We start from the raw sequence: 17,039 nt of genomic DNA on the forward strand, positions 1-17,039 counted from the left end.
TATCAATGCTCGCCAATTCCCTGATCGAACTCGACCGCGCCCATCTCATTCATCCGGTTTCGTCATACCGCGGCCACGAGGCGCTTGGCGTGCGTGTGCTGAAGTCGGCAAAGGGTGCGACCGTGACCGATGCGTCCGGCAAGCAGCTCGTCGACGGTTTCGCAGGATTGTGGTGCGTCAACGCAGGCTACGGTCATGACAGCATCGTCGAGGCGGCGGCACGGCAGATGCGCGAGCTTCCCTACGCTACCGCCTATTTCGATCTCGGCTCGGAACCGGCCATCCGCCTCGCCTCAGAGCTGGCCGAGCGTGCGCCTGGAGATCTCAATCACGTCTATTTCACGCTCGGCGGATCGGACGCGGTCGACAGCACGATCCGTTTCGTCCGCTACTACTGGAACGCCAAGGGCGAGCCGCAGCGCGACCAGTTCATTTCGATCGAGCAGGGCTATCACGGATCGTCGGTGGTCGGTGCCGGCCTGACCGCGCTGCCCGCTTTTCACGCCGGCTTCGGCATCCCTTTTGAATGGCAGCACAAGATTCCGTCCCCCTATCCCTATCGAAACCCGGCCGGCGAAGACGGGAACGCGATCATCGCAGCTTCGCTCGCCGCGTTGAAGGCCAAGATCGAGGAGATTGGGCTGGAGCGGGTCGCCGCCTTCTATGCCGAGCCGATCCAGGGCTCGGGCGGTGTCATCGTCCCCCCGAAAGGCTGGATCAAGGCGATCCGCGAACTTTGCCGGGCGTACGGCATCCTGTTCATCGCCGACGAGGTGATCACCGGGTTCGGCCGCACGGGACCACTGTTCGCCTGCACGGAAGAGGACATCATTCCCGATCTCATGACGACGGCCAAGGGCCTGACCTCGGGCTACGTTCCGATGGGCGCGGTGTTCATGGCCGACCATGTCTACGACGTGATCGCCGATGGCGCGGGCGCTTCGGCGGTCGGTCACGGCTACACCTACTCCGCCCATCCCGTCAGCGCCGCCGTCGCGCTCGAAGTGTTGAAGCTCTATGAGAATGGACTTTTGGAGAACGGCATCAAGGCCGGCGCACGCCTGATGGCGGGATTGGCCGGCCTGAGCGATCATCCGCTCGTCGGCGAGGTGCGCGGTCGCGGCATGCTTGCCGCGGTAGAGTTGGTGACCGACAAGCAGAAGAAGACGCCGCTTCCGGCCTCGGCCATGCCGGCGCGGCGGGTCTTCGACAGGGCGTGGGACAATGGCCTGATCATCCGCGCCTTCGCGCATGGAGTCCTCGGCTACGCGCCGCCGCTGTGCTGTACCGACAGCGATATCGATGCGATCATCGACCGCACGCGCCGAACGCTGGACCAGACGCTGGACGATCCCGATGTCCGCCAAGCTCTGGCATGAGGGGCAGCGAAATATGTCGGGTTTCGAAATATCGCCGGGGCAGACGATTTCGCAATTTTGTGCCGCGCACTTGCGCCTTTTCGGCAAATCCAGCGCGAGGGAAGTGCCAGACTGCAGCTAAGACAAGGCCAGAAAGCCCGATTTCCCGGGCCTTCGGAAACGGCCGACGCCCCGGGCAGCACGGAATTTTGTTCTGTTCAGCACATGCATTTCGGCAGCGCAGAGGAGAGCCAGTCTTGGCCAGGGGCTTTAGCAAATTCAAATACATGACCTTCGATGTGGTCGGCACGCTGATCGACTTTGAAGGCGGCATTACGACCTGCCTGGCTGGCATTGCCGCCGAGGCCGGCGTCTCGATCGACGGCGAAGAGGCGCTGGCCCTTTACCGGCAGGCCCGCTACATGCCCGATGCAGGCCTGTTTCCCGAAGATCTCGTTCGTGTCTACGGGGTCATCGCGCCGCAGCTCGGCCTGCCGGCCGAGGAGAAATACGGCATCCGGCTGCGGGATTCTGCCAAGCTCTGGAAAGGCTTCCCCGACAGCGCGGCGGCAATGGCCGACCTTGCGAAGTCGCACAGACTGATTGCCATGACCAATGCACGGCGCTGGGCGCTCGACCATTTCGAAAAGCAGCTGGGCCTGCCCTTTTTCGCCACCTTCACGGCAGACGATACAGGCACCGAGAAACCGGACCCGGCCTTTTTCCAGAAGGTCTTCGACTTCGTGGCGGCCCATGGCGACAGCAAGGACGAGATCCTGCACGTCGCGCAAAGCCAGCACCACGACATCGGCATATCCCGGGCGCTTGGCATGACCAATTGCTGGATCGAGCGCCGGCATGCGCAGAAGGGCTATGGCGGCACGATCGAGCCTGAGCGCTTCACCGTGCCGGACCACCACTTCACCTCGATGGCAGCCCTGGCGGCGGCCGTGCGGGAAAGCCTGAAGGAACGAACCTAAGCCAGGCCGGAAAGCGCGCGGCAAGACGGGCATCCGGACCGAGAAATCAACAGAAAGGGGAATGACATGACCGACAAGATCACCAACTGGACCAGCGCAGACGATGCCATGGTCGAAAGCGCCATTCGGCGGGGCGCGAGCCGCCGCGAACTCCTCAAGATGCTGCTGGCCGGCGGCGCCGCGGTTGCCGCGGGCAGCTTGGTGCTCGGACGAGCGACCCAAGCCGTCGCCGCCACGCCTGTTTCCGGCGGAAATTTGAAGGCGGCCGGCTGGTCGTCCTCGACCGCCGATACGCTCGACCCGGCAAAGGCGTCGCTCTCCACCGACTATGTCCGCTGCTGCTCGCTCTACAACCGCCTCACCTTCCTCGACAAGGACGGCGTCACGCAGATGGAACTGGCCGAGAGTTTCGACAGCAAGGACGCCAAGACCTGGACCGTGAAGCTACGCAAGGGCGTTACCTTTCACGACGGCAAGGACCTCACCGCCGACGACGTCGTCTTCTCGCTGAAGCGCCATCTCGACAAAGCGGTCGGCTCCAAGGTCGCCAAGATCGCCGCGCAGATGACCGGCTTCAAGGCGGTCGACAAATCGACCGTCGAGATCACGCTCGCCGACCCGAACGCCGACCTTCCGACCATCCTTTCGCTGCATCACTTCATGATCGTCGCCGACGGCACCACCGACTTCTCCAAGGGCAACGGCACCGGCGCCTTCGTGCTGCAGACGTTCGAACCGGGCGTGCGGTCCGTCGTCACCAAGAACAAGAACTACTGGAAGTCGGGCAAGCCCTATCTGGACTCCTTCGAGTTCATCGCCATCAGCGACGACAGTGCCCGCGTCAACGCCCTGCTTTCCGGTGACATCAATTTCGCGGCCTCGATCAATCCGCGCGCCATGAAGCTCATCGGGGGCCAGCCGGGCTTTGAACTCTCGAAGACGACTTCGGGCAACTATACGGATCTCAACATCCGGCTCGACATGGACCCGGGCAACAAGGCCGACTTCGTGGCCGGCATGAAGTATCTCGTCAACCGCGAGCAGATCGTCAAATCGGCACTGCGCGGCCTCGGTGAAATCGGCAACGACCAGCCTGTCTCGCCGGCGAACATCTTCCACAATGCCGACCTTAAGCCGAAGGCTTTCGACCCCGACAAGGCGAAGTTCCACTTCCAGAAGGCGGGCCTGCTCGGCCAGTCAATCCCGGTGGTCGCGTCCGACGCCGCGACCTCGTCGATCGACATGGCTGTCATCATCCAGGCCGCCGGCGCCGACATCGGCATGAAGCTCGACGTGCAGCGCGTCCCGGCAGACGGCTACTGGGACAATTACTGGCTCAAAGCGCCGGTCCATTTCGGCAATATCAATCCGCGCCCGACACCGGACATCCTGTTCTCGCTCCTTTATGCCTCCAACGCGCCCTGGAACGAGAGCCAGTACAAGTCCCCGAAGTTCGACAAGCTGCTGATCGAGGCGCGCGGCTCGCTCGACCAGGCCAAGCGCAAGGAAATCTACAACCAGATGCAGGCCATGGTCTCCGAGGAGGCGGGCACCATCATCCCGGCCTACATTTCCAACGTCGATGCCCTATCCAGCAAGGTGAAGGGTTTGGAGGCGAACCCGCTTGGTGGCATGATGGGCTACGCAATGGCCGAACACCTCTGGCTCGAAGCCTGAGAGGGTCCTGCCGGGGACCGGACAGCCGGTCCCCGGCACCTATTGCGCAACTTGGCTTGGCCGAACGCAACCGCAGGAGCGCTTCCATGACGTCTGGGGTTCTAAACCTCGTGTTGAAGCGGCTGGCGATCGCGGTCGTCACCCTTCTGATCGTCCTGTTCGCGGTTTTCTTCGCCACCAGCATGCTGCCTGGCGACACCGCGTCGATCCTGCTCGGCCAGGCGGCGACCCCCGAAGCGGTCGCCGGTCTGCGCGAGGCCATGCATCTCAACGATCCAGCGATCCTGCGCTTCCTGCTCTGGCTCGTGGGCCTGCTGCACGGCGACCTCGGCACGTCCTACGCCAACAATATGCCCGTCGCGGCACTGATTGGCGGACGCCTGCTCAACACAATGGAGCTCGCAGGCATCACCACGCTGCTCTCGGTGCCGCTGGCGCTGATGCTCGGCATCACCGCCGCGATGCTGCGGGGTTCCGTCTACGACCGCACCGTCACCATCCTTTCGATCGGCATCATCTCCGTACCGGAATTCATGGTCGCGACTCTCGCGGTGCTGCTGTTCGCCGTCTATCTCAGATGGCTACCTGCGTTGTCCTCGGTCAACGAGGCTCATTCGCTGACCGACCTCTTGCGGATCTATGCGATGCCTGTGATCACGCTTACCTTCGTCATCTCCGCCCAGATGATCCGCATGACCCGCGCCGCGGTGATCGAAACGCTCTCCACGCCTTATGTCGAGATGGCGCTTCTCAAGGGTGCTTCGCGCAGCCGCATGGTGCTGAAGCACGCGCTTCCCAATGCGCTCGGGCCGATCGTCAACGCGGTCGCGCTGTCGCTGTCCTACCTGGTCGGCGGCGTCATCATCGTGGAGACGATCTTCAACTATCCCGGCATCGCCAAGCTGATGGTGGATGCGGTGGCGACCCGCGACCTGCCGCTGATCCAGAGCTGCGCAATGATCTTCTGCCTCGGCTATCTCCTGCTCATCACTGCCGCCGACATCGTCGCCATCATGTCCAACCCGAGGCTCAGATGATGGTGGCACGCGTCGCAGCCTCCCGACGGTCCTTCCTGGGCCACAGCTACAATCTCGTGGGCGTGATCGCCGCGCTGGTCATCCTGGCATGGACGCTGATTGCCATCTTCGCGCCCTACATCATTCCCCATTCGATCGGCGACATCGTCGACGACGATTATTTCGGCCCGATGCGCCAGGGGCTGTGGCTCGGCTCGGACTATCTGGGGCGCGACATGCTCTCGCGGGTGCTGATGGGCGCGCGCTATACCGTCGGCATATCGCTTGCCGCCGTCGTCATCGCCTGCTTTTCCGGTGTCGTGCTCGGCATGATCGCGGCCGTCACCGGCGGCTGGCTCGACACCTGCCTCAGCCGCTTCCTCGACGCCATGAACTCCATTCCCAGCAAGCTGTTCGGCCTTGTTGTCGTTGCGGCAGTCGGCTCATCGATCCCAGTGTTGATCCTGACGCTCGCCGTCATCTATACCCCGGGCGCCTACCGGTTCGCACGGGCGCTCGCCGTCAACATCAACACCATGGACTTCATGACCGTCGCCCGTGTCCGTGGCGAAAGCACCATCTATCTCATTGGGTCCGAAATCCTGCCCAACATCATCCGCCCGGTGCTGGCCGATTTCGGCCTGCGCTTCGTCTTCATCGTGCTGTTGCTCTCCGGCCTGTCCTTCCTCGGGCTTGGGCTGCAGCCGCCGCTTGCCGACTGGGGCGCGCTGGTGCGGGAGAATATCGGCGGCCTGCCTTTCGCGGCGCCCGCCGTCATCGTGCCCTCGCTGGCGATCGCCAGCCTCACCATCAGCGTCAACCTGCTGATCGACAATTTGCCGAAGAAGATCAGGGACAGGGACGCATGACCAATCTCGTCGAGGTCAGGAACCTGAAGATCGAGGCAACGACCGATGCCGGGCGGATTGTCGAAATCATCAAAGGCGTCAGCCTCGATATCGCCGACGGCGAGATCGTCGCACTCATCGGCGAGAGCGGCTCCGGCAAGACGACGGTGGCGCTCTCGCTGATGGGACACGCCCGGCCAGGCTGCCGGATCACCGGCGGCGAGATCAACGTCAACGGCAAGAACATGGCAGCACTTTCCGAAAGGGAGCGCGCCAAATTACGCGGCACCGACATCGCCTATGTTCCGCAAAGTGCCGCCGCGTCCTTCAATCCCGCGTCCACGATCATGGAGCAGGTGATCGAGGTGACGCGGATCCACAGACTGATGCCTCCCGAACAGGCTCGAAAGCGCGCGGTCGAGTTGTTCAAAGCCTTGTCGCTGCCGGATCCCGATGGGATCGGCGCCCGTTATCCGCACCAGGTTTCGGGCGGGCAATTGCAGCGGCTGTCGGCGGCCATGGCGCTCATCGGCGACCCCAAGCTAGTCATATTCGACGAGCCGACGACAGCCCTCGACGTAACGACGCAGATCGACGTGCTGAAGGCGTTCAAGTCGGTGATGCGGGCGGGCGGCATAGCGGGCGTCTACGTTTCCCACGACCTCGCGGTCGTCGCCCAGATCGCCGACCATATCGTTGTGTTGAAGGGTGGCGAAGTGCAGGAGACCGGCACCACGGCTCAAATTCTTTCGGCTGCCCAGCACCCCTATACGCGCGAACTGTTGGCCGCGTTCGAACCGAAGCGGCGGCAAGCGCATGCGGATGCGAATGCGGCTACCAGGCAGTTGCTGCGCATCGACGATTTGACGGCCGGCTACGGCGCGGTTCGGGATGACGGACTGCCCCTCATCCGCGCCGTCAACTCCGTCAGCCTGGTCGTGGAGAAGGGGCGCAATCTCGGTATCATCGGCGAATCCGGCTGCGGGAAATCGACGCTGGCGCGGGTGATCGCCGGCATCCATCCGGCGGCCGCCGGAGAGATCGTCTTCGACGGCAAGGAACTGCAGCGCGCGGCGGGGAAGCGCAGCCAGGACCAGCTGCGCGAGATGCAGATCGTGTTTCAGTATGCTGATACCGCGCTCAATCCGGCCAAGCCGGTGGAAGACATCATCGCCCGTCCGCTGGCCTTCTATCACGGGCTCGACAGGCAGACGCGGTCGAAGCGCGTCGACCAACTGCTCGACATGGTGCGCCTGCCCAAGGCGTTGCGCTACCGCCATCCATCGGAGCTATCGGGCGGCCAGAAGCAGCGCGTGAACTTCGCGCGCGCTCTGGCAGCCGACCCCAAGCTGATCATCTGCGACGAAATCACCTCGGCACTCGACACGGTGGTGGCGTCCGCGGTGATCGAGCTGCTCAAGGAGTTGCAACGGGAGCTGGGGCTCTCCTATATCTTCATCAGCCATGACCTCTCCGTCGTCGAGGCCATCTGCGACGAGATCATGGTCATGTATAATGGGCAGCGCGTGGAACAGATCACGCCCGACAAGGTCAAGGCAGCTACCCACCCCTATTCCAAGCTTCTGTTCTCCTCGGTGCCGAAACTCGATCCCACCTGGCTCGACGGGCTTGTCCGCGATCCCGACCTCGTCAGCCAATACGGCCACCGCTGACTACATCGGAAACAGGCTGGGCAGCGGCATGTGAGCCTTGACGATGGGAGACTTCAGCACGACGAAGCTGAAATACTTGTCGATGCCGATATCCATGTCGGTGAGCCGCTCCATGATCGTCTGGTATTCAGCGATGCCGGAGGTAACGAATTTCAGGAGATAGTCGTAGCGGGCGGAAATGCGGTGGCATTCGACGGCCGCATCAACCTTATCGATGGCGGCAAGGAACCGCGCGAAGTCGATCTGGCGATGGTTCCTGAGCGTAATTTCAGTGAAAACGGTGATGGTCCGGCCCAGCTTCGCGATATCGATCTGCGCCGAATAGCGCACGATGTAACCTTCGGCCTGCAGCTTCTTTACCCGCATCAGGCATGGGCTGGGGGAGAGGTTGACCAGCTCTGCCAGTTCCACATTGGTGATGCGGCCGTTCTTCTGCAGCTCGTAAAGGATCCTGACGTCAATCCGATCGAGTTTCATAGGCTGCCCAGGACAGCACTGCGATGGTTTCCCGAGGCTGTGTTGCCGTTACCGGCGAATTGTCGAAAGAGGCGAGCCTTGTAAGGCATATGTCTCCGGTCTGACCTGGATCTTCTTGAACCGATGGCTGTGGACGAGGCGATGCCCTTCCTGTCGAGGCAAGCCAGCCTGCCGGCTTTCACCCGCTCTACAATTGCGAGCAAAGCCGGTAGGCTTCATAGATCGACGAGTAGATATCCCGGCTGGCAACTGCGTCTCCAATGCGGTGCAAGACGAACGATCCAGCAGCGTGGAGACCACCCTTTGTCTTCGTTCCCGTCATGAGTGCGATGTCGGTGACGCCGTTGTTGGCGGAGCGCGCGCGCAATTCCTGGTAGGTATCTTCCATGGGCGCCGTGCCGCGCTCGACAACGAGTTGGCCTGCCGTCATTTCCGTTTCCGCGCCGGTGAGCTCATGTCGGAACCTGGCGGCGATCCCGTTGCCGTGGCCTACCGCCTTGACAAGGCGCACGTCGCCGACGACCCGGACGCCGAGTTCCGAGGCAAGTTTGCGGAAACTCACCCTGTCCGGATAGGGTGTCTCGATCGCCAAGGTATCGTCCGCTATGGCCAGGCTGACCACGCGTCCCAGGCGGGCAAGATGCAGGGCGCAGGAAATGGCGGCCTGGCGTCCGGTCTCGTCGTAGATGAGCACATCGTCCTTCGTCGGCACGACGCCGGTCAAGACGTCCCAGACGCTGTCGCAATGTTCGGCACCCTCCAGCCATTCCATGTCCGGAACGCCGCCGGTGGCCACGATGACCGCGTCCGGCTTCTCGGCCAGGACGATCTCTGCGTCCGCATAGGTGTTGAGACGGACGTCCACACCGAGGCGGGCGAGTTCATCGACGCGCCAGTCGACTATGCCGATGAGATTCTTGCGGTCGACGGCGGAAGCCGCAACGAGTACCTGCCCACCGAGCCGCGCTCCGGCTTCAAGCAGGCAGACTTTGTGCCCACGTTCGGCGGCGACCCTTGCCGCTTCCATTCCACCCGGCCCCCCGCCGACCACGACCACACGTTTCGGCGTTTCGGCCCCGGCGATGGTATGGCTGATGATCGTTTCATGGCCGCTGGCCGGATTGTGAACGCACTGCACCTTCTTATACAGGCAGTAGGAAGCGCCAACGCACGGGCGAATGCGGTCTTCTTCTCCCCGCATCAGCTTGTTGACGATATGCGGGTCGGCAATATGCGCCCGCGTCATGCCAACCAGGTCGACAAGGTTCTCGCGGATGGCATGCCTGGCCGTGGCTACATCCCTGATGGCTGCGGCGTGGATGACAGGCAGTCGGGTCTCTCGCTTGAACTGCCCAACCAGCGGCAGAAACGGCGCGCTCCGGGTGAACATGCCGGGCATGTTCTGCTCGGCCAGGGACAGGTCAGTGTCCATGCGGCCAAAGATGCAATTGAAGAAATCGATATCGCCTTCCCGCTCGAACAACCGGGCGAAAGCCAGGCATTCCTCGAAGTCCGATCCGTCGTCGGCCGCTTCGTCGATGACGAGCCGAATGCCGACCGCGAAATCGTCGCCAACCGCCTGGCGAATCGCCTCATGAACCATCAGGCCGAAGCGCGCGCGATTTTCGAGCGAGCCGCCAAAGCCGTCCATGCGTCTGTTGGTTCTGCGCGACAGGAATTGGCCGATCAGATGGCCGCCGGTGACAGTCTCGATGCCGTCCAGCCCACCGTCGCGGCAGCGCTTGGCGGCGCTTGCGTAATCCTTGACGATCCTGTCGATGTCGGCGGCGTCCATCTCCTTCGGGAAATTCCGGTTTCGCGTCTCGCGAACGCGTGACGGCGCAACCGGCGGGAGCCAGTTCCCGGCATAGGCGGTGGCGCGCCTGCCAAGATGCGAGACCTGGCACATGACAGCCGCGCCATGGCGATGGATTCGCTGCGACAGAGACTGAAGATGGGGGACGATGCGATCGCTCGAAAGGTCTAGCTGACCACCGCCCCAGCTCGAGTCGGGCGAGGTCATCGCCGAGCCGCCTGCCATGGTCATCGCCAGGCCGCCGCGCGCTTTCTCCTCGTGGTAGAGCTGGTAGCGCTCGAGCGGCAGGCCGCCTTCGTCCAGCATCGAGGCATGGCTGGTGCTGACGACGCGGTTGCGCAGCGTCAGACCCTTGAGCCGGAACGGCTGAAGCAGAGGATCGCCGGATGTGCTGTCTGCTTGAGATGCCGCCACGTTCACGTCCTGCTCCGTGCCATTCCTGAGAGTTATAGTCTGCCCTTTACGGGACTTCAGAAAGCTTGAAAATTGTTGGGGTGGCTATACGCTGGACGTATGGCTGGTTTTGCAAAACTCGTTCCTTCCGCGCGCGGACTTCTCGTTTTCGAGGCTGCTGTCCGGTTGGGCAGCTTCACGGCCGCCGCGCGGGAGTTCAACGTCACTCAACCATCCGTCAGCCGTAGCATCGCCCAGCTCGAAGCCGATTTTGGCGCCGCTCTGTTCACCCGGGAGCCAACGGGATTGGCCGCGACCCCGGAAGGGCGCGCCCTTTATTCGGCTGTACGAGAGGGATTTGAAGGCATCGCGCAGGTGATCCGGGAGATCAGGCAGAACAGCGCTGCAAAGCCGCTGGTTACCCTTTCCCTTTCGAGTTCTCTGGCAACACACTGGTTTGTTCCCAGATTGGGGGCGTTCAACAACAGATTTCCTGATGTGGACCTGAGGTTCGAATTGATCGCCGGCGTTCTACGAGGGCCTGCCGAGAATGTAGACCTTGCCACGAGAATCCTGACCGACGACGATACGCAGTATCACCGCTGGGCGTTCTCGCCGGAAATCATCGTTCCCGTATGCAGTCCATCCTATCTGTCGGCCCACGGTCGGTTGATACATGCCGGAACCGGGGACGGTCACGTCCTGCTTCATCTGACCGACGCCAAGGAGCAGTGGCTGGACGCCTGGGGGCCTATAGCGGACCGCAGGACCAGCAAGGCGAAGTGGCTTGAGTTCTCGGACTACGCGGTCGTCCTTCAGGCAGCGATGAACGGGGAAGGCGTGGCGCTCGGCTGGCTCAGCAATGTTTCAAGGGCGCTGCTTCAGGGAACGCTTGTTCCGGCCTCGGACAGGCAGATCAAGACGGGCCGGATTCATCAGCTGATTGCACCGCGCTCAAGGCCGGTACGGCCTGTCGTCTTTGACATCAGCGCCTGGATGATCGCCGAGTTGCAAGCCGAATTGAAAGCATTGCACGCGATACTGCGGCTGGACATTTTGTAGCGGGCTGCGGGGCGACAGCCGTAGCGTGCGGCGCGGCCGCCCCTGGCTATCTTGGAAACAGACTGGGCAGCGGCATGTGCGCCTTGACGATGGGAGACTTCAGCACGACGAAGCTGAAATACTTGTCGATGCCGATATCCATGTCGGTGAGCCGCTCCATGATCGACTGATACTCGCCGATGCCGGAGGTCACGAATTTCATCAGATAGTCGTAGCCACCCGACACAAGGTGACATTCGATGACCTGCTCGATCTTGTCCACGACGGCGAGAAAACGGGCGAAGTCTACCTGGCGGTGGTTCTTCAAGGTGATCTCGGTGAAGACAGTCAATGTCTGGCCGAGCTTGGCAATATTGATTTGCGCGGAATAGCCTTCGATATACCCCTCCGATTGCAGCCTCTTGACCCGCATCAGGCATGGGCTCGGCGACAAATGCACCAGTTCGGCCAATTCCACATTGGTGATGCGGCCGTTCTTCTGCAGTTCGTGAAGAATCTTGATATCGATCCGATCGAGTTTCACGGATTGTCTCCGAGGAAGAGGGCTGCAGCACAAAATGCTGCCTTGCTGGTGACCATCGAGACTACCACAGCCCGCTGGGCTGTCCATCCGAGCGGATGCCGCTTGAAACGCACGGACTTTCGATTTCAACACGACTGCCGGAATAAAATTCTGCTCAGGTCACAACTGCAGCAGCGGCTGCCTGCACGACACGCTAGATTGGCGTTTCAAGGCAGAGGGAACCATGCGCGCGCCGCTGCAGCAAATCGAAACGTCTGGGCAACTGCCGCAATCCGCTGATGTGGTGGTGATCGGCGCAGGCATCGTAGGTGTCTTCGCGGCCTACTATCTGGCCAGGCGCGGCCTGAAGGTCGCGCTTGTCGAAAAGGGACGCATCGGCGCCGAGCAGTCCAGCAGAAACTGGGGATGGTGCCGCCAGCAGAACCGCGACGCCCGCGAGCTGCCGATGGCAACCCGAAGCCTCGACCTATGGGACAGCTTTGCGGCGGAAACCGGCGAAAACACCGGCTTCCGCCGTTGCGGGCTGCTTTATCTCAGCAATGACGAGGCGGAACTTGCCGGCTGGGCGCGTTGGCGTGACTTCGCCAGAACCGCCGGCGTTACAACGTACATGCTCGACAGTGCCGCGGCCACCGAGCGGGGCCGTGCCACCGGCCGGAGCTGGAGGGGCGGCGTCTTCTCGCCGACCGACGGCACAGCCGATCCGTCGCGGGCGGCGCCCGCGGTCGCCCGCGCCATCCTCAAGCTTGGCAGCACCGTTCACCAGAATTGCGCGGCGCGCGGTATCGAGACCGAGGCCGGGCGACTGAGCGGCGTGGTCACGGAAAGTGGAACGATCCGGACCAGCGCCGCGGTCATGGCCGGTGGCGCCTGGGCCTCCTCATTTTGCCACCAGTTCGGTTTCCGCTTCCCGCAGGCGTCGGTACGCTCGTCCATCCTGTCCGTCTCGCCCGGCGCGAAGGACCTGCCGGATGCGCTGCACACCGCGAAGATTTCGGCTACGCGCCGCGGCGACGGCGGCTATACGCTCGCCATAAGCGGACGCGGACGCGTGGACGTGACCGCGCAGCAGCTGCGTTTCTCGTCGCAGTTCCTTCCCATGTTCCTGAAGCGCTGGCGCAGCCTCGGGCCTGGTGGGCTGCAAGGCATGCGTTCGGGCCACGAAACGCTGCAACGCTGGCGGCTCGACCGGCCGACGCCGATGGAGCGGATGCGCATCCTCGACCCGGTTCCGGATCAGGGCACCATCCGGCTGACCCACGCCCGGGCGCTCGAGCTGCTGCCTGCACTTCGCCAGACCAGGATCAGCGCGGCCTGGGCCGGCTACATCGACAGCACGCCGGACGGCGTGCCCGCCATCGGCGAGATCCATAGCGTTCCGGGTTTCTTCCTCGCCGCCGGGTTCTCGGGGCACGGCTTCGGCATCGGACCAGGCGCCGGGCACCTCGTTGCCGATCTGGTGACCGGAACAGAACCGATCGTCGATCCGGCATCCTATGACCCGCGCCGCTTCGACGCTTCGGTATGGGGCAAGGTCGCCGACTTCTAGGGCCGACTAAACCGTATTAGTCTTCCCGGAGGAAGGCGCCGATGGGTGCTGGCCGGACAGGGGCTTGCGCGCGAAACCTACCGACGGCTTCGGGCATACAGCCGGTTTGCGCGGCGACCAGTTCGACGGCAGCCAACTGGCAATAGCGCCCCTGGCAGCGCCCCATGCCGGCGCGTGAAAGTGACTTCACCCTGTTGGCCTCGCCGCCGCCGAAATCCGTCCCCTCGCGCACGGCTGCGGCAGTGACGTTCTCGCAGCGGCAGACGATCGCCTCATCGGGCAGCGCCCGCACCATGGCCGCCGGCCAGGGAAAGGCGCGAGCCAGACCGCGGGCAAAGCGCTCGAGCCGCACGAGCTTGCGCAGATCGGCACTGACCGAGGGCGCCTGATATCCGAAGTCGGCAAGGCACGCCGCCGCTGCAAGGCGCCCCGTAATCTCGGCGCCATCGGCACCGAGCAGGCGAACCCCATCGCCCGCAAGGTAGACGCCGTCGCCGGCCCGACCCATCTCGTCGGTCTTTGGCAGCCACTGCCGCCACTGCTCGTCATAGGTGAAGGCGCACCCCGCCAGATCGGCCAGATGGGTTTCGGCCCGCAAGTGCCAGCCCATGCCTATCATGTCGCAGGAAGTGAGCTGCTGCCGTCCGCCGGCATCGCGCCAGTGCAAGGCTGCGACGCCCTGCTGGTCGGCCTCGATCCGCTCCAGTGTCACACCCGCATGATAGCGGCGGCCGAGCCGCGCGCGCAGGGCCAGGCCGCGCAACGCAACGACCGGCCGGGCGGCAAGGCCTGAGCATCCCCGCACCTGCTGGCGCCAGGGAGACGTATCAAGCACCGCCGCCACGTCCGCTCCAGCCTCGACGAGCTGGGCGCCGACCAGCGTCAGCAAAGGCCCCGATCCCGCCAGGACGATCCGCCGCCCAAGTGCCACACCTTGCGCCTTGAGCGCGATTTGCGCCGCGCCAAGACTGTAGACGCCGGCATTCTGCCAACCGGGGATCGGAGCGACGCGATCGGACGCGCCGGTGGCAAGGATCAGACGCTCATAGCCGACCACCTGCACGCCGCCCTCCCCCAGCACATGCAACTGGCCGCCATGCGCGGCAATGACAGAACTGCCCGCGCAATGGGTGAGTTGCCCATCCTTGGCCAGCCGGTCGAAGAGCGCGTGCAGTGCGCGCGCCTTCGCCGCTTCCGACCCGTAGAGCTGCTTTGGCGTGCGGACGAACCCGGCAGGCGGACGGCGATAGATCTGCCCGCCCGCGCGATAGCCTTCGTCAATCACTGTCGGATGGAGCCCGGCCTCGACCAGCGTGGCGGCAGCCCTGATGCCGGCGGGACCCGCACCCACGATCACGATCCGTGGCGATGAGGCCTCGTTCACGGCCAGCTCTCCGGTGGCGTCGTGCGTAGCCGCAGACCCTCGGCGATGAGGGTTGTGCACGCGCGCAGACGCGGTCCCTCCTCCTGCCATGTCCAGCAATCCTGACAGGCGCCCATCAGGCAGAACCCTGCGCGCGGTTCGGGCCCGAACTCGGATTTTCGCAAGGCGTGTTCAGAAGCCAGCACGGCGGTCAACACGGTGTCGCCGGCCAGCGCGTGACGCATCTCACCGTCGAGAAAGAAGTGCACCTGTACCCGATCACGTTCGGCCAGCCGGACGATACGGCCGGCCGTGCTCATTCCGCTGCCTCTTGCTGCGGACGAGGACGCGGCAATTCGGGGAAGCGTTCGCAGACCGCATCGAAGGCCGCCCGGACGCCCTCCGGCCCGGAGCGCCCTTTCATGCGGCGGAATATCTCCGTCTTGGCGAAGAAGCGCCAATGGATCGGCAAGGCATCCAGAAACACATGAAGCTGGTCATAGGCCGCCGGCGTCCACTGCGCTTCGTAACCATCGCGCTCCGGACCGAAATGGAAATGACCGACTGATGGTTCCTTGCGTGAGCGCAGCAGCTTGGTCGCGTGTTCATCGATCTTGCCGCTACGGATGACAACGCCATAGTCACGCTCGGCGGCTGTCGGCGAGACATAGCCGCGCCGCACGTCCTGCGCGACCCGCCAGAGCTCGCGCTGAAACGGATCACCGCGTCCGCCGCCGCCGGCGGAACGGATCTCGAGCTTGTCGCCGGGCTGCAGGACCGCCGTGTCGATATTGCCCAGCCGCCGCTCGTGCTCGCCCCCCGGATTGACGACCATGTCGGACAGGCCGGCCGCCTTGCCGCCGAGTACGCCCCAGGGGCGGAAGAAACTGCGGTCGCGGTTGCGCGCCGTGATCCTGGAATCGGGGGCGAAGACACGGAAGGCCATCTCGGTCGCCAGCCCGCCGCGCCAGCGGCCCGCACCGCCGCTATCCCTGGCGAGTCCGTATTTCACGAACTCGACCGGAGTTTCGGTCTCGGTGATCTCGATCGGCGTGTTTTTGAGATAGGCGGCATCGGCGCCCGATCCGTTGGTGCCGTCGCGGTGCGGCATCGCGCCGCCGCCGCCCACCACGGGGTTCACCGCCGCGATGACGCTCCGGCTGGTACGCTCATCCGTCGTCATGACGTTGATGATGCAATTATTGCCGGCAGGAGCCGCAGGCAGGCGCTCCGGCACTGCCTGCGAAAAGGCACCGAAGATGACCGAGCGCAGCCGGGCGCAGGTGAGCGAGCGCATGCCGACGGCGGCGGGGTGGACCGGGTTCAGCACCGAACCTTCAGGGGTGATGCAGGTGAAAGGCCTGGTGAGGCCGGTGTTGAGCAGGATCTTCGGGTTGAGCGTATAGAGAACGTAATAGACACCCACCAGCAGCATGGTGTGGCGCGGGTCGCCGCCCGAGGGCACATTGAGCGAGGAGCCGAGTTGCGGATCGGAGCCGGTGAAGTCGAGCACCGCCTCCCCGCCTTTGATCGTCAGCCTCAGCTTTAGCCGGCAGGGATTAGCCTCGACCGAATCCTCGTCGGCATAATCCGCGAATTCCCATGTGCCGTCAGGCATGGAGCGCAGCACGTCGCGCGCCTGCGCCTCCGCATGATCAAGAAGAGCGGCAACGCCTTCGATGAAGCCTGTCTTGCCGAACTTCCGCACCATTGCGTGGATCTTGCGCTCGCCGGTGTTGAGCGCGCCGACGAGTGCCTTGATGTCGCCGATGTTGAGATCCGGCTTGCGCACATTGGTGCTCATGATGCGCAGGATCATCTCGTCGAAGACGCCCTCATTCACGAGCTTCATCGGTGGAAAGCGGATGCCTTCCTGATGGATTTCGGTCAGCGCACGGCTGAGCGAAGCCGGCACCGCCCCACCCATGTCGGTGTTGTGGATGTGGCCTCCGGTCCACGCGACGATCTCGCCATCGACAAAGACCGGCTTCCACAGATGCGTGTCGGGTGCGTGGGTGGCGACATGGCCTGAATAAGGATCGTTGGTGAAGGCAACGTCGCCAGGCCGGTAGTCATCGACCATTGCGATCGCACGGCGATACGAAAGCCCGGGATACCAAGTGGCGCCGAGTTCCATGGGGACGGCGAAGGTTGCCCCCGAGCGGTCCATCAGCATCACCGTGAAGTCCTGCGTTTCCTTGACGAAGGCGGAATGCGCGGTGCGGTGTAGCGTGTGGGCCATGTTCTCGGCCGCGGCGCGGGCATGGTTCGCCAGAACCTGAAGGTTTGTCCGGTCAAACAAAG

The 17,039-nt window shown here is 63.6% G+C and carries 14 protein-coding genes; 8 read left to right on the forward strand and 6 right to left on the reverse strand.

Features of this window, described 5'->3' with window-relative positions; all coding sequences use genetic code 11:
• The first annotated feature begins 5 nt into the window (after positions 1-5).
• From FJW08_RS01020 to FJW08_RS01045, 6 genes are all read left to right on the forward strand, one after another.
• Positions 6-1,379 (forward strand): aspartate aminotransferase family protein, encoded by a 1,374-nt coding sequence (locus FJW08_RS01020; RefSeq protein ID WP_140808196.1) that lies wholly within the window; start codon positions 6-8, stop codon positions 1,377-1,379.
• A 236-nt stretch (positions 1,380-1,615) separates the two neighbouring features.
• Positions 1,616-2,338: an HAD-IA family hydrolase gene (locus FJW08_RS01025; RefSeq protein WP_140808198.1), complete on the forward strand. Its 723-nt coding sequence runs from the start codon at positions 1,616-1,618 to the stop codon at positions 2,336-2,338.
• 66 nt (positions 2,339-2,404) lie between these two features.
• Positions 2,405-4,015 carry an ABC transporter substrate-binding protein gene (locus FJW08_RS01030; protein ID WP_140756937.1) on the forward strand — a complete coding sequence of 537 codons (1,611 nt, stop codon included), beginning with the start codon at positions 2,405-2,407 and terminating at the stop codon, positions 4,013-4,015.
• Between the two features lie 86 nt (positions 4,016-4,101).
• Positions 4,102-5,052: an ABC transporter permease gene (locus tag FJW08_RS01035; protein WP_140756935.1), complete on the forward strand. Its 951-nt coding sequence runs from the start codon at positions 4,102-4,104 to the stop codon at positions 5,050-5,052.
• The gene (locus tag FJW08_RS01040) at positions 5,049-5,900 is read left to right on the forward strand and encodes an ABC transporter permease (protein ID WP_140808200.1); all 852 of its coding nucleotides are present in this window, start codon (positions 5,049-5,051) and stop codon (positions 5,898-5,900) included. The genes FJW08_RS01035 and FJW08_RS01040 overlap by 4 nt, the downstream gene beginning before the upstream one ends.
• On the forward strand, positions 5,897-7,552 hold the full coding sequence (locus FJW08_RS01045) for an ABC transporter ATP-binding protein (protein WP_140808202.1): 1,656 nt from the start codon (positions 5,897-5,899) through the stop codon (positions 7,550-7,552). Before FJW08_RS01040 ends, FJW08_RS01045 begins: the two co-directional genes overlap by 4 nt.
• Here the strand turns inward: FJW08_RS01045 and FJW08_RS01050 are convergent, their stop codons facing one another.
• Both FJW08_RS01050 and FJW08_RS01055 read right to left on the reverse strand, forming a co-directional pair.
• Positions 7,553-8,029 carry an Lrp/AsnC family transcriptional regulator gene (locus tag FJW08_RS01050; protein WP_140808204.1) on the reverse strand — a complete coding sequence of 159 codons (477 nt, stop codon included), beginning with the start codon at positions 8,027-8,029 and terminating at the stop codon, positions 7,553-7,555.
• Positions 8,030-8,216: 187 nt separating this feature from the next.
• Complete coding sequence (locus tag FJW08_RS01055; protein WP_140808206.1) at positions 8,217-10,265, reverse strand: NADH:flavin oxidoreductase; 2,049 nt, start codon at positions 10,263-10,265, stop codon at positions 8,217-8,219.
• A gap of 93 nt (positions 10,266-10,358) precedes the next feature.
• On the opposite strand from FJW08_RS01055, the gene FJW08_RS01060 reads away from it, so the two are divergent.
• A complete protein-coding gene (locus FJW08_RS01060; protein WP_140808208.1) occupies positions 10,359-11,300 on the forward strand; it encodes a LysR substrate-binding domain-containing protein in 942 nt (313 codons plus the stop codon).
• 46 nt (positions 11,301-11,346) lie between these two features.
• Here the strand turns inward: FJW08_RS01060 and FJW08_RS01065 are convergent, their stop codons facing one another.
• Positions 11,347-11,823 carry an Lrp/AsnC family transcriptional regulator gene (locus FJW08_RS01065; protein WP_140756925.1) on the reverse strand — a complete coding sequence of 159 codons (477 nt, stop codon included), beginning with the start codon at positions 11,821-11,823 and terminating at the stop codon, positions 11,347-11,349.
• Positions 11,824-12,046: 223 nt separating this feature from the next.
• Between FJW08_RS01065 and FJW08_RS01070 the strand changes: the two genes are divergently transcribed.
• Positions 12,047-13,372, forward strand: a complete 1,326-nt coding sequence (locus FJW08_RS01070) for an FAD-binding oxidoreductase (RefSeq protein ID WP_140808210.1) — start codon at positions 12,047-12,049, stop codon at positions 13,370-13,372.
• Between the two features lie 16 nt (positions 13,373-13,388).
• Here the strand turns inward: FJW08_RS01070 and FJW08_RS01075 are convergent, their stop codons facing one another.
• Genes FJW08_RS01075 through FJW08_RS01085 form a run of 3 tightly spaced genes read right to left on the reverse strand, consistent with a single transcriptional unit; the run spans position 13,389 to position 17,037 of the window.
• On the reverse strand, positions 13,389-14,756 hold the full coding sequence (locus FJW08_RS01075; RefSeq protein ID WP_140808212.1) for an FAD/NAD(P)-binding oxidoreductase: 1,368 nt from the start codon (positions 14,754-14,756) through the stop codon (positions 13,389-13,391).
• Positions 14,753-15,055: a (2Fe-2S)-binding protein gene (locus tag FJW08_RS01080; protein WP_140808214.1), complete on the reverse strand. Its 303-nt coding sequence runs from the start codon at positions 15,053-15,055 to the stop codon at positions 14,753-14,755. The genes FJW08_RS01075 and FJW08_RS01080 overlap by 4 nt, the downstream gene beginning before the upstream one ends.
• Positions 15,052-17,037 carry a hydantoinase B/oxoprolinase family protein gene (locus FJW08_RS01085; protein WP_140808216.1) on the reverse strand — a complete coding sequence of 662 codons (1,986 nt, stop codon included), beginning with the start codon at positions 17,035-17,037 and terminating at the stop codon, positions 15,052-15,054. Before FJW08_RS01085 ends, FJW08_RS01080 begins: the two co-directional genes overlap by 4 nt.
• Between the last annotated feature and the right edge of the window lie 2 nt (positions 17,038-17,039).

The organism is Mesorhizobium sp. B3-2-1 (assembly GCF_006439515.1).
Lineage (GTDB): Bacteria > Pseudomonadota > Alphaproteobacteria > Rhizobiales > Rhizobiaceae > Mesorhizobium.